The organism is Chryseobacterium sp. UF-81, assembly GCF_058245105.1.
Map to the genome: position 1 here is coordinate 106,760 of NZ_JBSIBX010000005.1, position 17,851 is coordinate 124,610.

Annotated in this window: 18 protein-coding genes; 9 read left to right on the plus strand and 9 right to left on the minus strand. The window is 37.3% G+C overall.

Going from position 1 to position 17,851, the window contains the following annotated elements; genetic code table 11:
• Positions 1–40: 40 nt before the first annotated feature.
• The 6 genes from AC4IFE_RS09245 to lpxB form a co-directional block, all read right to left on the minus strand.
• Positions 41–808: a succinate dehydrogenase/fumarate reductase iron-sulfur subunit gene (locus tag AC4IFE_RS09245; protein WP_116012269.1), complete on the minus strand. Its 768-nt coding sequence runs from the start codon at positions 806–808 to the stop codon at positions 41–43.
• Between the two features lie 24 nt (positions 809–832).
• Positions 833–2,845, minus strand: coding sequence for a fumarate reductase/succinate dehydrogenase flavoprotein subunit (locus AC4IFE_RS09250; protein WP_490756537.1), 2,013 nt, complete (start codon positions 2,843–2,845; stop codon positions 833–835).
• Between the two features lie 16 nt (positions 2,846–2,861).
• Positions 2,862–3,524, minus strand: coding sequence for a succinate dehydrogenase cytochrome b subunit (locus AC4IFE_RS09255; RefSeq protein ID WP_490756539.1), 663 nt, complete (start codon positions 3,522–3,524; stop codon positions 2,862–2,864).
• A gap of 143 nt (positions 3,525–3,667) precedes the next feature.
• Positions 3,668–5,437 (minus strand): ComEC/Rec2 family competence protein, encoded by a 1,770-nt coding sequence (locus AC4IFE_RS09260; RefSeq protein WP_490756540.1) that lies wholly within the window; start codon positions 5,435–5,437, stop codon positions 3,668–3,670.
• 279 nt (positions 5,438–5,716) lie between these two features.
• The gene (locus AC4IFE_RS09265; RefSeq protein ID WP_490756541.1) at positions 5,717–6,808 is read right to left on the minus strand and encodes a glycoside hydrolase family 99 protein; all 1,092 of its coding nucleotides are present in this window, start codon (positions 6,806–6,808) and stop codon (positions 5,717–5,719) included.
• Positions 6,809–6,845: 37 nt separating this feature from the next.
• Positions 6,846–7,949 (minus strand): lipid-A-disaccharide synthase, encoded by a 1,104-nt coding sequence (gene lpxB / locus AC4IFE_RS09270; RefSeq protein WP_490756543.1) that lies wholly within the window; start codon positions 7,947–7,949, stop codon positions 6,846–6,848.
• A 78-nt stretch (positions 7,950–8,027) separates the two neighbouring features.
• Between lpxB and AC4IFE_RS09275 the strand changes: the two genes are divergently transcribed.
• The 3 genes from AC4IFE_RS09275 (at position 8,028) to AC4IFE_RS09285 (ending at position 10,534) form a co-directional block, all read left to right on the plus strand.
• The gene (locus AC4IFE_RS09275) at positions 8,028–8,537 is read left to right on the plus strand and encodes a DUF2480 family protein (protein ID WP_490756544.1); all 510 of its coding nucleotides are present in this window, start codon (positions 8,028–8,030) and stop codon (positions 8,535–8,537) included.
• A 1-nt stretch (position 8,538) separates the two neighbouring features.
• Positions 8,539–9,798, plus strand: a complete 1,260-nt coding sequence (locus AC4IFE_RS09280) for a protein O-mannosyl-transferase family (protein ID WP_490756545.1) — start codon at positions 8,539–8,541, stop codon at positions 9,796–9,798.
• Between the two features lie 82 nt (positions 9,799–9,880).
• Entirely contained in the window at positions 9,881–10,534 is a 654-nt protein-coding gene (locus AC4IFE_RS09285) for a DUF937 domain-containing protein (RefSeq protein ID WP_490756546.1), read from the plus strand.
• A gap of 56 nt (positions 10,535–10,590) precedes the next feature.
• Here AC4IFE_RS09285 and AC4IFE_RS09290 read toward each other — a convergent pair whose 3' ends face one another.
• Together AC4IFE_RS09290 and AC4IFE_RS09295 are read right to left on the minus strand one after the other, a co-directional pair.
• Positions 10,591–10,710, minus strand: a complete 120-nt coding sequence (locus tag AC4IFE_RS09290; protein WP_306845390.1) for a 30S ribosomal protein THX — start codon at positions 10,708–10,710, stop codon at positions 10,591–10,593.
• Between the two features lie 131 nt (positions 10,711–10,841).
• Entirely contained in the window at positions 10,842–12,236 is a 1,395-nt protein-coding gene (locus AC4IFE_RS09295) for an MATE family efflux transporter (RefSeq protein WP_490756549.1), read from the minus strand.
• A 112-nt stretch (positions 12,237–12,348) separates the two neighbouring features.
• Between AC4IFE_RS09295 and AC4IFE_RS09300 the strand changes: the two genes are divergently transcribed.
• The 4 genes from AC4IFE_RS09300 to AC4IFE_RS09315 all read left to right on the plus strand — a co-directional run bounded on the left by AC4IFE_RS09300 (position 12,349) and on the right by AC4IFE_RS09315 (position 16,146).
• Entirely contained in the window at positions 12,349–12,714 is a 366-nt protein-coding gene (locus AC4IFE_RS09300) for an ankyrin repeat domain-containing protein (protein WP_490756551.1), read from the plus strand.
• Positions 12,715–12,877: 163 nt separating this feature from the next.
• Positions 12,878–14,632, plus strand: coding sequence for an aspartate--tRNA ligase (gene aspS / locus AC4IFE_RS09305; protein ID WP_490756552.1), 1,755 nt, complete (start codon positions 12,878–12,880; stop codon positions 14,630–14,632).
• A 47-nt stretch (positions 14,633–14,679) separates the two neighbouring features.
• Complete coding sequence (locus AC4IFE_RS09310; RefSeq protein ID WP_490756554.1) at positions 14,680–15,384, plus strand: glutamine amidotransferase-related protein; 705 nt, start codon at positions 14,680–14,682, stop codon at positions 15,382–15,384.
• A 30-nt stretch (positions 15,385–15,414) separates the two neighbouring features.
• Complete coding sequence (locus tag AC4IFE_RS09315; RefSeq protein ID WP_490756555.1) at positions 15,415–16,146, plus strand: carbon-nitrogen hydrolase family protein; 732 nt, start codon at positions 15,415–15,417, stop codon at positions 16,144–16,146.
• Positions 16,147–16,181: 35 nt separating this feature from the next.
• On the opposite strand, the gene AC4IFE_RS09320 is transcribed toward AC4IFE_RS09315, so the two are convergent.
• Entirely contained in the window at positions 16,182–16,358 is a 177-nt protein-coding gene (locus tag AC4IFE_RS09320; RefSeq protein ID WP_490756557.1) for a hypothetical protein, read from the minus strand.
• A gap of 32 nt (positions 16,359–16,390) precedes the next feature.
• Between AC4IFE_RS09320 and ku the strand changes: the two genes are divergently transcribed.
• Both ku and AC4IFE_RS09330 read left to right on the plus strand, forming a co-directional pair.
• Entirely contained in the window at positions 16,391–17,176 is a 786-nt protein-coding gene (ku, locus tag AC4IFE_RS09325; RefSeq protein ID WP_490756559.1) for a non-homologous end joining protein Ku, read from the plus strand.
• On the plus strand, positions 17,176–17,778 hold the full coding sequence (locus AC4IFE_RS09330; protein WP_490756561.1) for a DNA polymerase ligase N-terminal domain-containing protein: 603 nt from the start codon (positions 17,176–17,178) through the stop codon (positions 17,776–17,778). The genes ku and AC4IFE_RS09330 overlap by 1 nt, the downstream gene beginning before the upstream one ends.
• Positions 17,779–17,851 lie beyond the last annotated feature (73 nt).

Sequence of the window (17,851 nt, forward strand, 5' to 3'; positions counted from 1 at the left end):
TCCATAGCGAAGACGATTTTTTTATGTATTTGAATAGGTTCTATCCCTGATCTACCATAGCAGCCATATATTCTCTGTTCATTCTGGCAATGTTTTCAAGAGAAATTCCTTTCGGACATTCAACTTCGCAAGCTCCAGTATTTGAACAGTTCCCGAATCCTTCTTCGTCCATAGCTTTCACCATGTTCAGAACTCTTCGCTTCGCTTCTACTCTACCTTGAGGTAAAAGAGCATACTGAGAAACTTTAGCTCCAACGAATAGCATTGCAGATCCGTTTTTACAGGTAGCCACACAAGCTCCGCATCCGATACATGCTGCAGCATCCATTGCTTTGTCTGCATCTTCTTTAGGAACCGGAATAGCATTCGCATCTAATGTATTACCTGAAGTGTTCACAGAAATAAATCCTCCGGCAGCCATTACTCTGTCGAATGCGCTTCTGTCTACCATTAAGTCTTTGATCACTGGGAAAGCTGCACTTCTCCAAGGTTCAATAACGATGGTTTCACCGTCTTTGAACATTCTCATGTGAAGCTGACACGTTGTAATTCCTGTATCCGGACCGTGAGCTCTACCATTGATGTAAAGAGAGCACATACCGCAGATTCCTTCACGACAATCGTGGTCGAAAGCGATGGGTTCTTTTCCCTCGTTAATAATATTCTCGTTCAAAATATCTAACATTTCCAAGAAAGAAGAATCTGTAGAAACATCCGATATTTTATAGGTCTCGAACTGACCTTTCGTTTTGCTATTTTTTTGTCTCCAAATTTTTAAGGTAAGATGAAGGCCTTTTTTTGCACTCATAATGTTATATTTATAGGTTGGAGATTATTTGTAACTTCTTGCTTTAACTTCAATGTTTTCGTAGATCAGATCTTCTTTATGCAGAACTTCAGTTGTGATATCATCTGTTTGATATTCCCAAGCTGCTACATATTTGAAGTTAACATCATCTCTTTCAGCTTCACCTTCAGGAGTAGCATGGTCTTCTCTGAAATGTCCTCCACAAGATTCGTTTCTGTGTAATGCATCGATTGCCATTAATTGTCCTAATTCGATGAAATCTGCCACTCTGAAAGCTTTTTCAAGTTCAGTGTTCATTCCATCAGCATCACCAGGAACCTTTACATCGCTCCAGAATTCTTTTTTCACCTGAGCAATTTCATCGATAGCTTCTTTCAAACCCTCAGGAGTTCTTCCCATTCCCACCTTATTCCACATGATGTGTCCTAATTTTTTGTGGAAATGATCTACTGAATGGGTTCCTTTATTATTTAAGAAGAAGTTTACTTTGTCTTTAATTTCTTTTTCAGCCTGATCAAATTCACCAGAAGTTGTAGGAATTGTCCCTGTTCTGATATCTGCAGAAAGATAATCTGCAATGGTGTAAGGAAGTACGAAATATCCGTCTGCCAAGCCTTGCATCAAAGCAGAAGCTCCCAACCTGTTAGCTCCGTGATCTGAGAAGTTAGCTTCACCGATTACGAAACATCCGGGAATAGTAGACTGAAGGTTATAATCAACCCAAACCCCACCCATTGTGTAGTGAACAGCAGGATAAATCTTCATTGGAGTTTTGTAAGGATCATCAGCCGTAATTTTTTCATACATCACGAAAAGGTTACCGTATTTCTCCTCAATCCAAGCTTTTCCTAAATCATAGATCTGCTGATCTGTAGGATTGTGAATATGCTTTTCAATAGCAGCCTCTTTACCTTTTTTGATGATCTCTGTAGAGAAATCTAAGTAAACACCTTCTTTAGTATCATTATTCTCGATTCCGAAACCAGCATCACATCTTTCTTTACCAGCTCTGGACGCAACGTCTCTAGGCACTAAGTTTCCAAATGCAGGATACCTTCTCTCTAAATAATAGTCTCTATCTTCTTCTTTAATATTTTCCGGTCTTAATTTACCTTCTCTGATGGCTACTGAATCTTCAATTTTCTTAGGAACCCAGATTCTTCCTGAGTTTCTTAATGATTCAGACATCAGAGTCAGTTTAGACTGCTGTGTTCCGTGAACCGGAATACAAGTCGGGTGGATCTGTACATAGCAAGGGTTGGCAAAGTATGCTCCTTTTTTGTGGATTTTCCAAGCCGCAGAAACGTTGGATCCCATTGCGTTGGTAGAAAGGAAATAGACGTTTCCGTAACCTCCTGATGCAATAACAACCGCGTGAGCAGAATGTCTTTCAATCTCTCCCGTTACAAGGTTTCTTGCGATAATTCCTCTCGCCTTTCCATCTACAATTACCAACTCCATCATTTCATGACGGTTGTACATCTTGATTCTCCCTTTACCGATCTGACGGCTCATTGCAGAATAGGCACCTAACAATAACTGCTGCCCCGTTTGTCCTTTTGCGTAGAATGTTCTTTTTACCTGAACCCCACCAAATGAACGGTTATCTAACTGGCCGCCGTAATCTCTCCCGAAAGGAACACCCTGCGAAACGCACTGGTCGATAATATTGGCAGAAACCTCAGCTAATCTGTAAACGTTGGCCTCTCTTGCTCTGTAGTCACCACCTTTGATGGTGTCATAGAATAATCTGTAGGTAGAGTCACCATCACCCTGATAGTTTTTAGCGGCATTGATACCTCCCTGAGCTGCAATTGAGTGTGCTCTTCTTGGAGAATCCTGGTAGCAGAACGCTTTTACATTATATCCCTGCTCAGCTAAAGTAGCTGCTGCAGAACCACCTGCCAAACCTGTACCTACAACTATAATATCAATTTTATCTCTGTTGTTGGGTGCAACAAGGTTCATATGGTCTTTATGATGCTTCCATTTATCCTTTAAAGGACCAGCCGGAATTTTTGAATCTAATTTACTCATAATTGGTATACTGATATTATTGAGTTACGAAGTGATAAATTGCAATAAAAATAAAGCCTACAGGAATAAGGATTGAGTACCATTTTCCAAAAGCTTTGATTACCGGAGTATATTTCGGATGTCTTGCACCAATAGACTGGAAAGAAGACTGGAAACCGTGAGCTAAATGCAATCCCAGTAAAATAAAAGAAATTACATATAAAACTACTCTCCAAAGATCTGCAAACTTGGCGTGCAGGTCTCCCCAGAAACGTGTTTCCTCGATCGGCAGTCCGTCAACATATTTGTAATTCATTTCGTGAAGCCAAAAGTCATACAAATGAAGAAAAACAAAAGCCAGAATCACAGCACCGGAAATAATCATATTTCTGGACATCCACGTAGAATTGTGAGAAGGATTGTTTGAATTGTATTTCACAGGGCGTGCTTTTTGGTTTTTAATTTCCAAAACAAATCCCATTACAAAATGGAAAACGACAGCAAATATCAAAATTGGCTGCATTACAAATTGAATAAGAGGATTGTACCCCATGAATTGCGAAGCATTGTTGTACGCATCCTCACCAAAAACCGACAAAAGGTTTACAGAAAGGTGCATCACCAGAAATATCAGCAAAAACATAGCCGACAATGCCATTGCATATTTTCTACCTATCGTAGAACTCGTTAAACCTGCCATATAAGTTTACATTTGATTTTCCACAAAATTAAGAAATGTTAACTATATCAAAAAGTGAGAAATCTCACAATTAGACAGTTTGTAATCTTTCTAAATAAGATTCTATCACATTATTTAAAGGAAAAAACGAAAAGTGCTGTTTATTATTTCAAATCATAAATTTTGCCATTATAAACTACCTTTTCTGCCGTTTCGGGAAAGGTTTTTATTTGCAGAGTCTGAATGCGTCTGGAAGAACAGTAAGGGCCGGCTATAAATTTAAAAATTTTCTTTTTGTCGGAACTTTCTGCTATCCAGAAACACGCCTTATTTCCTTTCTTTACTGATAATACTTTAGTTTTATTAAAATTATGAAGGAGTATTTCTTCTTTCTGATTATAAAAAATACTAAACCCTGTTCTGATTATAAAAAAAGCTAAAATCACCGCGGCTACCCTGATTAAATTTTTAAGATTGATATTTAAAAGCATTGGTCTCAGCATATACACAACAAGGAATAAAGTTAAAGCTTCAGCAATATTCATCGCTATATTGGAGTAAAATAACATATCCATATCTGAAAACCAGTGAATAAGGTTCAATAAAATCTGGATAGATCCGTCATATATAAAATTGATCCACGTAAAATCGATCTTCAGTCCCACGAATACCGTCATTAAAAAAGAAAATACAATTAATATTTCTGAAAACGGAACGATCAGAATATTGGCAGGAACAGAAACCAATGAGAACTGATGAAAATAATAGAGAACCAGCGGAAGTGTCGCCAGTTGTGCAGAAAGAGAAATGGTAATGGTATTGCAGATTAACTTTTTAAAATAACCATTCTGCCGTGGAAAATATTTCAAAAGTGGCTGATTCAGCCAAAAAATCCCCAACACAGCCAGAAAGCTGAGCTGAAAACCGACGTCGAAAAGCTGCTGTGTATCAACAACTAAAATAATCATTGCTGATAAAGAAAGGGAATGAAGCAAATCCGGTTTTCTCTGAAGAAGGACATAAACAAAATATACCGTCAGCATAATGCACGACCGTATCACAGAATTTCCGAAACTAATAAATACAGCAAACATCCAGATAAAGGCAATACTGGACATTATAGCATACTTCCTGAACCGTAACGGGCTGAACCGCATCAATAAAAAGTAGAACATCCCGAAAATGACGACAATATGTGTTCCTGAAATAGCCAGTAAATGAACCATTCCGGACCTGTTGAAATCCTCTACCGTCTCAGGATCCATTTCTGTTCTGTCTGCCAGAATAATTCCTTTTAAGAATTCCCGGGTCCTGGAAGACATTTCAACATTGTCAATCTTTTGGAGTGTTGCTAATCTGCGCTGCTGAATCTGTTCATTGAGACTTAAATCTGTTCTCTCTGCCGAATAAATATTTTTGGAAATAGAGCACTGATATTCAATATTTTTCCTTTTTAAATACTTTGCATAATCAAACTGAAAATCGTACTCCGGAGATCTTGGTTTCGATAGGTAAGCATCGGCTTTATAGTAGTGCTTAAAATCAAGTTCTTTATTTGTTTTCGGAATATACACAATGGCATTGAAATTTTCTTTTCCGGCACGGATAACGGCTTCATATTTTTTATTCTTTTCTGTAGAATTCAGTTTTTTGGAGATCTTAAAGAATACTGTTGTGTTTTGAGGAACAGAGAGGTTACCGGACGAAAAAGTATTGAAAAAATGAAGGATTATCCCGGCTCCGAAAAACATCAATCCCAGCAGTATTGCTTTTATTTTATGGAGAAAATAAAAATTCAGAAAACACAAAAGGAAAATTGATAAACAGCTCGCGGAAACCACATAAATTATAGTTTTATCCAGCCCCACTTTATCCTGAAGAAAGATTCCAAGGATAAAACAGACGGATAAAATGAGAAGTGGCTGCTTATTCAACTGTACGATATTTACAATCAAAAAGTAATTAATTTATTTGATTATTACATAACACAAATTTTGCAGAACCAAGACCTTACTTCCCATTAAATGAACAATATACGGCTTGATTATTTACTATAAATTCAGGTTTTAAATGAAAAAATAAAAGCCATCTGCAAAAGATAGCTTTGTAATAAAAAAACTGCATATGACAGCAGTTTTTATTTTTAATTTAAATTTTCAACGCCCTATTTTCTTTTGTAAATAAATAGTTTCGTAAAAATGTAATTTTCCGAATTATTTTCCGTTAAAAAAATGGTCCGTCAACCGTTTGGTTTCTTTTATATAGAACCAGGAATCTTTTCCATAGTCTTCATATTTGAAATTTTCTGATTTTTTAGGAATTGCAGGTTCTATCTGCGTTCCTTCATGCCATTCGTTGAAAGAAGTGATCCCGATAAAGTCCGGATTTACTTTTTTGGCAGCATCGAACATTCTTTCATAATATTTTCCATTTCCCCTGCTTTTGAAATTGGCTTCATTCCAGGGCCTTATTCTGGTGTCGGAATACCCCGGGCCTACACATGGGATAAAAATAAGGCTGTGGTCCTTTGCAAATTGGGAAAGATAGCTCCAGTTGGAAGTTGTGCTTCCGAAAACAAAACCTTCGCTGGCAAAATAAGTATAAAAGCCATCAAAGCCGGCTTTGTCAAAAAAATCTGAATGTTCTTTCTCAACCCATAAACCTATATAAAGTCCATCCAACTCTGTGTTCCGAACTGTCTTTCTGCCATTTTCAGAAAGAAGTTCTGACCATTCTGACGGTGAAATTTTATAACTGTCGTAAACATAGTACAATGGCTTTCCATCTTTTCTGTAAAAGGCATGATGATGGGAATAGGTCTTCACCAGATAAGAAAGCTGTTCTCTAAGCTCGGTTACATTTTTATAAAACGGCTCTATATGAAAAGCAACCTTCAGATTAAACTGGTCAGCTATGTCCAGATATTGGGCAATACTTTTATCAACAAATGAATCTTTTCCCAGCCAGCTTAAAACAACCACTCCAACACCGGAGTCCTGGATCATTTTCATGTGCTTTTTAATAATGGCCGGATCATTGGAGCTGTAATTTCCCAAAGCGGGATAGAAATTAGCGCCAATATCGTCTGCGCCTTTGTAGTTTCCTAAGTTGTTCCATTTGGGATTGCTCCAGTGGGGTAAGATATCATGATTCCAATGAGAATACTTTCCATCTATTTCAGGATTTCCGTACCATCCATAATAGAAAATCTGAAATTTATCTCTGGACTTGCTGTCCTGAGCAAAACTTTTCGGTGAAATGCAGGTCAATAAAATTAAAACCAGAATGCTTTTAAAAAAATTCATTTGATAAAAATTTAAATCTATAAAATTAGAAGAGCTATTAAATACTTAAAATTACCTCAGCAGCTTTTTCACTGGCTCCTTTTCCGCCTAGCTTTTCTCGTAAAAGACTGTAATCTGCCAAAACCTGGTTTCTTTTTTCACCTTCTATCATTTTATTGAGCTCTTCTACAAGGTTTTTGGTATTGAGATCGGCCTGGATTAACTCCTTTACAACTTCTCTATCCATGATCAGATTAACCAGAGAAATATATTTAATGTTTTTAACGAGTCTCTTTGCAATGGCGTAAGAGATTTTGCTTCCGCGGTAGCACACCACTTCCGGAACATTAAGCAAAGCTGTTTCCAGTGTTGCTGTTCCCGAAGTTACCAGGGCGGCTTTCGAGCATCTCAGCAGATCGTATGTTCTGTTGGAAACAAAATGAACATTATCATCCACATATTTTTGATAGAATTCTTTCGGAAGGCTTGGTGCACCGGCAATCACAAACTGGTAATTTTTGAAATACGGTCTCACGGAAAGCATTTTTTCAAGCATTTTTTCCACTTCCTGTTTCCTGGAACCGGGAAGAAGTGCAATGATTTCTTTATCATTAAGATCATTTTCTTTTTTAAATTTTTCAACATTAATATCATCTAATCCTTCTATTGCATCAAGAAGCGGATGCCCTACAAAGTGGGAATGAACACCATGCCCTTTGTAAAAATCCTCTTCAAAAGGAAGGATAACCATCATTTCGTCTACATATTTTTTAATGATCTCTACCCTGCCTTCTTTCCATGCCCAGAGTTGTGGAGAAATATAATAGCCCACTTTGATCCCGAGTTCTTTTGCAAATTTTGCAATTCTTAAATTAAATCCGGGATAGTCAATCAGAATAAGGATATCAGGTTTGTTTTTTCTGATATCTTCTTTACAGAATTTGATATTGTTGAGGATGGTTTTTAAATTCATAGCAACTTCCAGAAAACCCATAAATGCCAGGTCACGGTAATGTTTTACCAATGTTCCTCCCTGTGCTTTCATGAGATCGCCTCCCCAGAAACGTATTTCTGCCTGCGGATCTTTCTGTTTAAGAGCTTTCATTAAGTTGCTTCCATGCAGATCGCCGGACGCTTCTCCTGCAATAATATAATACTTCATTTCTATAGTAAGGATAGAGAACAAATTAAGTTTTGCTTGATCTTAATTTGTAAATTTGTCCAAAGATAATGATAAAAAATGTCAGAAGAATTTGAAATCCGAAATAAAGTTGCTGAAAGCGGCCTTGTGAATTTCGACCTATCTACTCTGGTTCCTAAGGGAATAAGAAAGGGTATTGACCTTAAAGATTTCCTTTTCCAGGAAATGATTCTGAAAGAAAAAGATTTCAGAGAAAAGGTAGATGCCATCAATACTGATGAGTATAAAGACGCTTATATATATATTTACAATTCTGTAGATACTATTGTACCGCTGTGGGCTTATTTCGTGTTAACCGCTAAACTTACAGATGTTGCTAAAAAGATCGTCTTCGGAAACCGTGAAGATCTGGAAGTGATTTTGATGCACAATGCTGTCCAGACTTACGATTTTGAAGATATGAGAGGTAAAAGAGTTCTGGTAAAGGGCTGCTCTGATAAAGAAATTCCTGAAAATGCATACATAGAACTGGTTGAACAACTGAAACCCATGGTTAAATCCCTGATGTTCGGTGAAGCCTGTTCCAATGTTCCTATTGTAAAGAATTAACATGAGGAAATATTTATCTGCCTTATTTTTATTCTTTATTTTTCTGGTAATTTACTACTCCGGAAGCTTTACAAAAATTCCTTTTGCAGATTGCGTTGGTTTTGTGCTGGATGCCGAGAAGGGTAAATTCATGACAACTGCTACGGCAACCACTCATTTTTTATATATTAATACGGTCATTTTAATTAAAAATATAACCGGTCTTAATGGAATCGGGGCAAGCCGTTTATTGGTGGTTCTTTCCGGAGCTGCAACCGTTTCCGTGATCTATCTTACCGTTAAAAGTATTACGAAAACAGAATGGGCTTCTCTTACGGCAGCTTTTGTTTTTGGTTTTAGCTTCTCATTCTGGCGAAATGCAGAGATTGTAGAAGTATATACGTACAACACCTTATGGATAGGTCTTTTTTTCTTCTCGATTATCAAGACTTTTATAGAAAACAAAAAACAATATATTCTATGGGCGGGTATATTTCTAGGCATCAGTCTTTGGGTACATATCCAGAATATTTTACTGATCCCTGCTTTTTTGCTTTTCCTTTTTTATTTTAAAAGTGAAAAAAAATATTTCTATCCTTCCCTGTTGGTGTTTGCACTGTTGTTCGCTTCATTATTTATTCTGAACATATCTCAGGGACTTTCTTTCAAATCACCATATAGCTCGGATCAGGGCAACTGGGTGGAAGAATCTTTCAGCAAAACCTTTTTGCAGTATGTTAAAGATTTTTTCCAGTCTTTTGCTTACCTCATCTATAATTTCAATGTATTTACTTTTTTCGGAGTAATGGGTGCTGTGTTTTTATACAAATCTGATAGAAAAATGTTCTTTGTTTTTCTTGCGGGATCGTTGTGTGTATATGGCTTTGCAACTTTTTATGCAGTTTCGGATAATTATGTCTTCTTCCTTCCTTTCAATATTATTTTTGCACTGTCTGTGGGCTACGGACTGTCGCATCCGAAATATGCTGCTCTCAAAAAAATGTCATGGGTCTGCCTGCTTATTCCCTTAGGATATCTGCTTACTTATAAAGCCATTTTCCAGACAGAAAAAGGAAAGACCTTCCACAACTTCAAAAAGTATAAAGGCGGCCTGGATTACTATATGCTTCCATGGATGAATGACAATGTCGGCATTCTTGAATTCACCATTGATAAAAAGACAGCTCCGGAACCTATTAACTGGATGACTTTAAGCGCCATTGAATATATTAAACTGATGAAAAGCAAAGGATATACGGAGGAAGAGATCAAAAAACTTTAACAATAATTGTGAGCTAAAAAATCTCGTGAATCACATTTTTTGATATCTTTGATTTACTTAATATTTTAAAATAAACACAAACATGAGTTTAATTGACCTACTTACAGGTAGCACCAGCAATCAGGTTGCTGAACAGGCAGAAAACAAATTCGGGATCAGCAGAAATCAGATTATCGCTTTACTGGCAGTAGCTGCACCTTTGGTTATTTCTTACCTTAGAAACAAATCGCAGGACGCTAACGAAGCAGAAGCTTTAAATAATGCATTAGATAAAGACCACGACGGAAGTATTCTAGACGATGCTTCACAAGCTGAAGCCAGACAGGCTGAAGGAGGATCTATCCTTGATCATGTTTTTGGCGGGCAAAAAAGCACTGTCGAAAACCAGCTTTCTCAAAATACAGGAATCTCAATTGATAAAATCGGACCTATTTTAGCGATGCTTGCTCCGGTAATTATGGGGTATATCGGTAAAGAGAAACAGCAGAATAATGTAGGCGCCGGAGGTTTAGGAGATCTTTTAGGCGGAATTCTTGGAAATGCATCTAACCAGGCTCAGACTCAGCAATCCAGTCCTTTGAATGACATTTTGGGAAGCGTTCTGGGTGGTGGACAAGCTCAGTCCGGAGGAAATCCACTTAATGATATCTTAGGAAGCGTACTTGGCGGTGGCGGACAGCAACAGCAAGGAGGCGGACTAGGAAACATTCTTGGTAACCTTTTAGGAGGAAAATAATTTAATTTTGTATATTGAAAAAAGGCTGAAGATTAATCTTCAGCCTTTTTATTTTTTCAGCTCTTCGCTTTAGTTTCAGAAGAACCAATGGACTTTGAAGCTTTTCTGGGTCTTCTTTTACCATAGCTTCCGGCATTGATCTTCCCTCTTCTTGATTTTTTGTCTCCTTTTCCCATAGTGATAAATATTTTTTGGTAGATACTAAATTAGAAAATATGGTATACATCAAAAAATTAAGGCTGTTAAAATTTTTATAAATCTAACATAAGACAAGCAAATTTCGTTTCCGGAAAGGAAAATCAAAAATTTATACTTTCACCATCTTCCATTTTCCTTTTTTAAACAAAATAAAAGCAACAATGGTAATTAATGTTTCTGCAACAGGAATAGAGATGAATACCCCTTTAGGACCCATCCCGAAATGTTTGGAAAGAAAATAGGCCAGCGGAATCTGAAACAGCCAGAATCCGAAAAAGTTTACCCAAGTGGGTGTCCATGTATCACCGGCTCCATTAAAAGCATTGATGAGTACCATTCCAATTCCATAAAAGATAAACCCGACACTCATAATGTGTAATGCATTTTTGGCAAAATCCTTAATCTCTGTCTCCTGTGTAAAAAATCCCACAAGAAAATCTCCAAGGAGGAAAAATATCAGACTTACTGCCAGCATAAAGATCACATTATATTTTACGGTTTTCATCACAGACTGTTCCGCTCTCAGCATTTCATTGGCACCCATATTCTGTCCCACCAGCGTAGAGGCTGCGTTACTCAGTCCCCAGGCGGGAAGCATAAAAAACATCATCAGCCTCAGAGCCGTCTGATATCCTGCAGAAGCATTCTCTCCTCCCGTAGTGGCAACTAACTGGGCAAGGAAGATCCAGCTGCACGAAGCAATCACAAACTGGAAAATCCCGGGAGTAGCAATTTTCACAATGGATTTTATCTGCTTAAAATCAGGAGTAAAATAAGACAGTACGATACGGATCTGGGTATCAGCAACCAGAAGATGGTACAATTGATAAACCACCCCGATGCTTCTACCTATCGTAGTTGCTAAAGCCGCTCCGGTGAGCCCCATCGCAGGAACAGGCCCAAAACCTTTAATAAGAACAGGACAGAGAATAATATTCACAATATTGGCGATCCACAGCGATTTCATGGCAATAGCTGCATTTCCTGCTCCCCTGAAAATCCCGTTGATCAAAAACAAAAGCATAATGATCACACTGCTTCCCATCATGATCCTGGTAAAATCTTTTCCATAAGCCGCTGCTTCAGGCTTTGAACCCATGAGAATCAAAATTTCCTCTGCATATATTACTCCAAACAAACTGAGGATCGCAGTAATAATAAATGAAACGAATAAAACCTGCGCTGCACTTCTGGAAGCCTGTTCCGGATTTTTTTCTCCGATTCTCCGGGCCACCAAAGCTGTTGCAGCCATACTCATTCCTATGGCAATAGAATACATTACTGAAAGCACAGATTCCGTTAAACCAACACTCTGGATGGCATAACCGCTTTCTTTCAAATGTCCCACAAAGTACAGATCCACTAAGGCAAAAACAGATTCCATAGCCATTTCCAACATCATAGGAACAGCCAGTAAAAGCACAGCACTTCTTATCGTTATTTTTGTGTAATCCACTTCTTCGCCACTAAAGGCTTTTTTCAAAAAGTCTATATATTTTGTCATTTTCTAATCAATAATTATCTGATTTCCAAAAATACAAATTCAATTCTTATAAAAATTTAGTTACCTATATCAAAAAAATAATTTAGATTTGTATATTCTTAAAATGAATCTTATGAAAAAAATAATCTCTACTGCTTTTCTACTTGTAATCTCAGCGTCTGCCAATATGCTTTCCGCTCAGACTCAGACACTCAGCAAAGCTCAGATGCAGTCTATTCAATCTGATAATGTTGCTTCATTTAAAAAGAATTTTTCAAAAGCAGATTATAACAAATGCTTTCCGCTTAAAGATGAGACTTTCAGCGCATTAGGTTTCAGTTCGCTTTACGGCAGAAATAATATTGTTAAATTCCTTTTGGACAACCAGGCAGATATTAATAAAGAATGTAACGGAAAAACGCCTCTTGCTTTAGCTAAATTAGGAAACAAAGAGCAAACCGTACAGCTGTTGATACAGAAAGGAGCTGCCAATAATTAATTACAAAGCCCTCAAATAATATACAAGACTTCCGAAAGGAAGTTTTTTTTGTTTAGAGAACCTGCAAAAAATCTTATCTTTGCATCCGGAAATTATGGTAGAAAACTTCATGATCAGAAAGCTAAACCATATACCTTAAACATTGAACCTTAAACAAATAATTATGTTTCGATCACACACGAACGGAGAATTATCTCTGAAAAATCTTAATGAAGAAGTTACACTTTCCGGATGGGTACAGACTATCCGTGACAAAGGATTTATGATTTGGATAGATCTTCGAGATCGTTACGGAATTACCCAATTGGTTTTTGACCAGGACCGTTCTACAGCGGAATTGATGGAAAATGCTAAAAAGCTGGGACGTGAATTCGTCATTCAGGTTACAGGAAAAGTAATAGAAAGAGTAAGTAAAAACCCCAATATTCCAACAGGAGAAATTGAAATTTTGGTTGAAAAATTAGTGGTTCTTAATGAATCCCAGCTTCCGCCTTTCACTATTGAAGATGAAACGGATGGCGGTGAAGAATTAAGAATGAAATACCGTTACCTGGATATCAGAAGAGCTCCCGTAAGAGATAAACTGATCTTCCGTCACAAAATGGCGCAGAAGGTAAGAAACTATCTTTCAGACGAAGGATTCATTGAGGTTGAAACTCCGGTTTTAATCAAATCTACTCCGGAAGGTGCAAGAGACTTTGTCGTTCCGAGCAGGATGAATCCGGGGCAGTTTTATGCCCTTCCACAATCACCACAGACGTTCAAGCAGCTTTTGATGGTAGGTGGAATGGATAAGTACTTCCAGATCGTAAAATGTTTCCGTGACGAAGATTTAAGAGCGGACAGACAGCCGGAATTTACACAAATCGACTGTGAGATGGCTTTTGTAGAACAGGAAGATATCATGAATGTCTTTGAAGGAATGACAAAAACATTGATCAAAGATATTACAGGACAGGAATTCGGAGCGTTCCCGAGAATGACGTTCGCAGATGCGATGAGAAAATACGGAAACGATAAACCGGATATCCGTTTCGGAATGGAGTTCGTGGAACTTAATGAACTTGTAAAAGGAAAAGATTTCAAAATATTTGATGACGCTGAATTGGTTGTAGGGATTAATGTTGAAGGATGTGCTGACTATACAAGAAAGCAGATCGATGAACTGGTAGACTGGGTAAAACGTCCACAGATCGGAGCATCCGGAATGGTTTGGGCTAAATTCCAGAATGACGGCGTAAAAACATCTTCTGTCAACAAATTCTACAATGAGGAAGATCTGGCAAAGATCATCGAAAAATTCGGAGCTAAAGAAGGTGACCTAATGCTGATCTTATCCGGAAATGAGAATAAGGTAAGAGCACAGCTTTCTGCTTTGAGAATGGAGCTTGGAAACCGTTTGGGACTAAGAAAAGGAAACGTATTCGCGCCACTTTGGGTTGTTGATTTCCCGTTATTGGAATTTGACGAAGAAAGCGGACGCTATCATGCGATGCACCACCCTTTCACTTCTCCTAAGCCGGAAGATATTCATTTATTGGAAACTGATCCTGGAAAAACAAGAGCGAATGCCTATGATATGGTTTTGAACGGAAACGAAATCGGTGGCGGTTCTATCAGAATTTTTGATAAAGATTTACAGTCAAAAATGTTTGACCTTTTAGGATTCTCAAAAGAAGAAGCAGAAGCTCAGTTTGGATTCTTAATGAACGCCTTCAGATACGGAGCTCCGCCTCATGGTGGTCTGGCTTTCGGATTTGACCGTTTGGTGGCGATTCTTGACGGAAACGAAGTCATCAGGGATTATATCGCATTCCCTAAAAATAATTCAGGCCGCGACGTGATGATTGATGCCCCTGCATCCATCGCTGAGGCACAGCTGGATGAACTGGAAATACAGTTGAATTTAAAAGCATAATGTAAAGCAGAGATTTTGTCTCTGCTTTTTTATTAATATACACACTTATGATACCAAAAATTGCTATTCTGGGAGACTTTAACCCTTCCCATTTCACACTTAATGCACTTAATGATAGTACAAGAAGTATTCAAAAAAAACTAAATCAAGAAATTCAGTTTGATTGGATTCCTACTGATATTTTCAATATTCAAACCGTTTTTGAAAAGCACAGGTATTTAGGGTTATGGATTGCTCCGGGAAGCCCATACCGCGATATGGAAAATGTCCTGAATGCCATACAGTTTACCCGGGAAAACAGTATTCCTACTTTTGGCAATTGTGGAGGATTCCAACATATGATTATTGAGTTTGCCAGAAACGTCTGCGATATTGAAAATGCAGATCATGAAGAAACAAATCCGGATGCAAAAGACTCATTGATTAAAAAACTTTCATGTTCGTTAAGAGGCGAACAGGAGAATCTGAAAATTATTGATACAAATAGTTTTCTTTATCGAACAATTAACCAGGATACTATTATTGGTAAATACAACTGTAGTTACGGCATTAATGAAAAATATGTTAATATATTAAAAGACAAAGGATTGTCTTTAACTTCAATTTCTGAAGATGGGAATTATCGTTCATTTGAAATAAAGTCCCATCCTTTTTTTGTAGGAACATTATTTCAACCGGCACTTACTTCTACAGAAAATGAACCCAATCCCATGATCGTAGAATTTGTAAAAAAATGCCTGTTTCGGGTTTAAATAGGTAAAATCATCTTTAACGAGAAAAAAATGAAAATCGCAGCTGCCCAAATCAAACCAATCAAAGGAGATATTAATGCTAATATCGAAAATCATAAAACACTAATTAACCTTGCTATTAATAATGATGTTGATCTGATCATCTTTCCTGAAATTTCAGTTACCGGCTACGAGCCTGAATTGGCACAACAGCTTTCAATTCATTATGAAGATCCTGTTTTAGATATTTTTCAGAAAACGGCAGATGAAAATAACATCACCATAATTGTCGGCATGCCCACGAAAGCAGATGACAAATTATTGATTAGCTCTATCATATTCCAGCCGGGAAAAAGAAGAGATATTTATTCAAAACGCAATCTTTTTTCAACGGAGACAAGTATTTTTTCACGAAGTGAAGGTTTCTGCCAGCTGAATATATTGCAGAATAAGATTTCTTTAGCCATATGCTATGATCTATCTGATCCGGAGCATTCCCAGGAAGCTTATCAGGCCGGATCGAATGTATATACTGCGAGTGTCCTTAATTCTGTAAATGGCATCGATGATGATCTTGTTAAGCTTTCCAATATCGCAAAAAAATATCATATGCATGTTTTGATGGCAAATTTTACCGGGGAATCAGGCGGTTATGAATGTGCCGGAAAATCTACTGTATGGAATAATAACGGAAGTTTACTCGGACAGCTCAATCGTGAAAATAAAGGGCTTCTTATTTTAAATATGGAAAATAATCAAGTAGAAAAATTCTACATTAATTAATACTAAAAAGGGTGGAGAAATTTTCTTCACCTTTTTTATTTCACAAACTCTAATTCTTTTACTTTCAATATCTGACCTCTTCCCGGTCCGGTAGAAGATAAGTACAGGAGTGCTATTTTGGAAAAGTATAAGGGTACAGAAATGATCATTACAACCCGCTGATATTTGGTAACAAAGCCTGTAAAATGTACCACATCACGGTTCCTCGGCATGTTAATTGATTGATTTTTAAAAACGTAAGACAATGAAAGCAATTTGGAACGGCGCCATTGGATTCGGTTTAGTCAATATCCCAGTTAAAATCTACTCCGCCACAGAAACCAGCAAACTGGATTTGGATATGCTCGATAAAACTGATTTTTCGAACATCAAATTCAAAAGAGTTAATGAAAAAACAGGCAAAGAAGTCAAGTGGGAAAACATCGTAAAAGGTTATCTCCTGGATGATCAATACATCATTCTCGAAGATGAAGATTACGAAGCGGCAAGCCCTGAAAAGAGCAAAATACTTTCTATAGATCAATTCGTAAAAGAAGTTGAGGTTGACAGCGTTTATTTTGAAAATCCTTATTTTCTTGAACCTCAAAAAAACGGGGAAAATGCTTACAGGCTTCTATTAAAAGCTTTATCACAAACAAAAATGGTGGGTGTGGGTACTTTTGTACTCCGCGAAAGTGAAGCAATCGGAATGATCCGGCCTTACAATGGTGAGGTTTTGGTTTTAAACCGATTACGTTTTGCCCAGGAAATCAGGGATTATAAAGATTTAAAAATTCCGGCCAAAAAAGCTCCGAAACCTGCCGAATTAAAAATGGCAGTAAGTCTTATAGAACAGCTTTCACAAGAATTTGATCCCCAAATGTATGAGGATACTTATTCTGAATCCTTACTGAAAATTATTAAGCAGAAAGCAAAAGGTAAAGGTGTAAAAGCCAAAAAAGCAGAACCTGCAAAAGAAGGTAAGGTCATTGATCTCATGGCTCAGTTAAAAGCCAGTTTACAAAATTCCAAATCTAAAAACGCATCATAATGGCTCTGAAAGATTACAACGACAAACGCAGATTCGATGAAACCAGCGAACCTAAAGGCAAAACAAAAAAGAGTAAAGACAAGCTTATTTTTGTGGTTCAAAGGCATGCTGCATCCCGTCTTCATTATGATTTCCGTTTAGAAATGGAAGGCGTTCTGAAAAGTTGGGCAGTTCCAAAGGGCCCGTCACTGGATCCAAAAGACAAACGCCTGGCCATGGAAGTTGAAGATCATCCTTACGATTATAAAGATTTTGAAGGCAACATTCCCGAAGGAAATTATGGGGCCGGACAGGTTGAAGTCTGGGACAGCGGAACCTATGAACCGTTGGATGACACAAGCAAACTTTCTGACGAAAAAGAATTATTAAAGGAGTTAAAAGCCGGTTCAATAAAATTTATTCTGCACGGAAAAAAACTGAAAGGCGAATTTGCCTTGGTTAAAATGAAAAATGCTGAAAATAACGCCTGGCTTTTAATTAAACATAAAGATGAATTTGCAGAAGAAGATTATGATGCAGAAGAAAATACATCTAAAAACTCTGCGGTAACAAAATTTTTAGAGGAAAAAAAAAGCCTAAAAAGCAACAAAAGGAAGTCATAACTTCTGAAAGTAAGCCAAGATTTCAAAGATTTAATTCTTTAGTTGACGAAAAAAAATTAGAGAATTTCATCAG

Bases quoted from the DNA above. Each gene is read 5' to 3' on its own strand.
- AC4IFE_RS09245 (WP_116012269.1), bottom strand. From the start codon at position 808: ATGAGTGCAAAAAAAGGCCTTCATCTTACCTTAAAAATTTGGAGACAA.
- AC4IFE_RS09310 (WP_490756554.1), top strand. From the start codon at position 14,680: ATGATACCAAAAATTGCTATTCTGGGAGACTTTAACCCTTCCCATTTC.
- AC4IFE_RS09255 (WP_490756539.1), bottom strand. From the start codon at position 3,524: ATGGCAGGTTTAACGAGTTCTACGATAGGTAGAAAATATGCAATGGCA.
- aspS (WP_490756552.1), top strand. From the start codon at position 12,878: ATGTTTCGATCACACACGAACGGAGAATTATCTCTGAAAAATCTTAAT.
- ku (WP_490756559.1), top strand. From the start codon at position 16,391: ATGAAAGCAATTTGGAACGGCGCCATTGGATTCGGTTTAGTCAATATC.
- AC4IFE_RS09280 (WP_490756545.1), top strand. From the start codon at position 8,539: ATGAGGAAATATTTATCTGCCTTATTTTTATTCTTTATTTTTCTGGTA.
- AC4IFE_RS09315 (WP_490756555.1), top strand. From the start codon at position 15,415: ATGAAAATCGCAGCTGCCCAAATCAAACCAATCAAAGGAGATATTAAT.
- AC4IFE_RS09290 (WP_306845390.1), bottom strand. From the start codon at position 10,710: ATGGGAAAAGGAGACAAAAAATCAAGAAGAGGGAAGATCAATGCCGGA.
- AC4IFE_RS09265 (WP_490756541.1), bottom strand. From the start codon at position 6,808: ATGAATTTTTTTAAAAGCATTCTGGTTTTAATTTTATTGACCTGCATT.
- lpxB (WP_490756543.1), bottom strand. From the start codon at position 7,949: ATGAAGTATTATATTATTGCAGGAGAAGCGTCCGGCGATCTGCATGGA.
- AC4IFE_RS09275 (WP_490756544.1), top strand. From the start codon at position 8,028: ATGTCAGAAGAATTTGAAATCCGAAATAAAGTTGCTGAAAGCGGCCTT.
- AC4IFE_RS09330 (WP_490756561.1), top strand. From the start codon at position 17,176: ATGGCTCTGAAAGATTACAACGACAAACGCAGATTCGATGAAACCAGC.
- AC4IFE_RS09295 (WP_490756549.1), bottom strand. From the start codon at position 12,236: ATGACAAAATATATAGACTTTTTGAAAAAAGCCTTTAGTGGCGAAGAA.
- AC4IFE_RS09300 (WP_490756551.1), top strand. From the start codon at position 12,349: ATGAAAAAAATAATCTCTACTGCTTTTCTACTTGTAATCTCAGCGTCT.
- AC4IFE_RS09250 (WP_490756537.1), bottom strand. From the start codon at position 2,845: ATGAGTAAATTAGATTCAAAAATTCCGGCTGGTCCTTTAAAGGATAAA.
- AC4IFE_RS09285 (WP_490756546.1), top strand. From the start codon at position 9,881: ATGAGTTTAATTGACCTACTTACAGGTAGCACCAGCAATCAGGTTGCT.
- AC4IFE_RS09320 (WP_490756557.1), bottom strand. From the start codon at position 16,358: ATGCCGAGGAACCGTGATGTGGTACATTTTACAGGCTTTGTTACCAAA.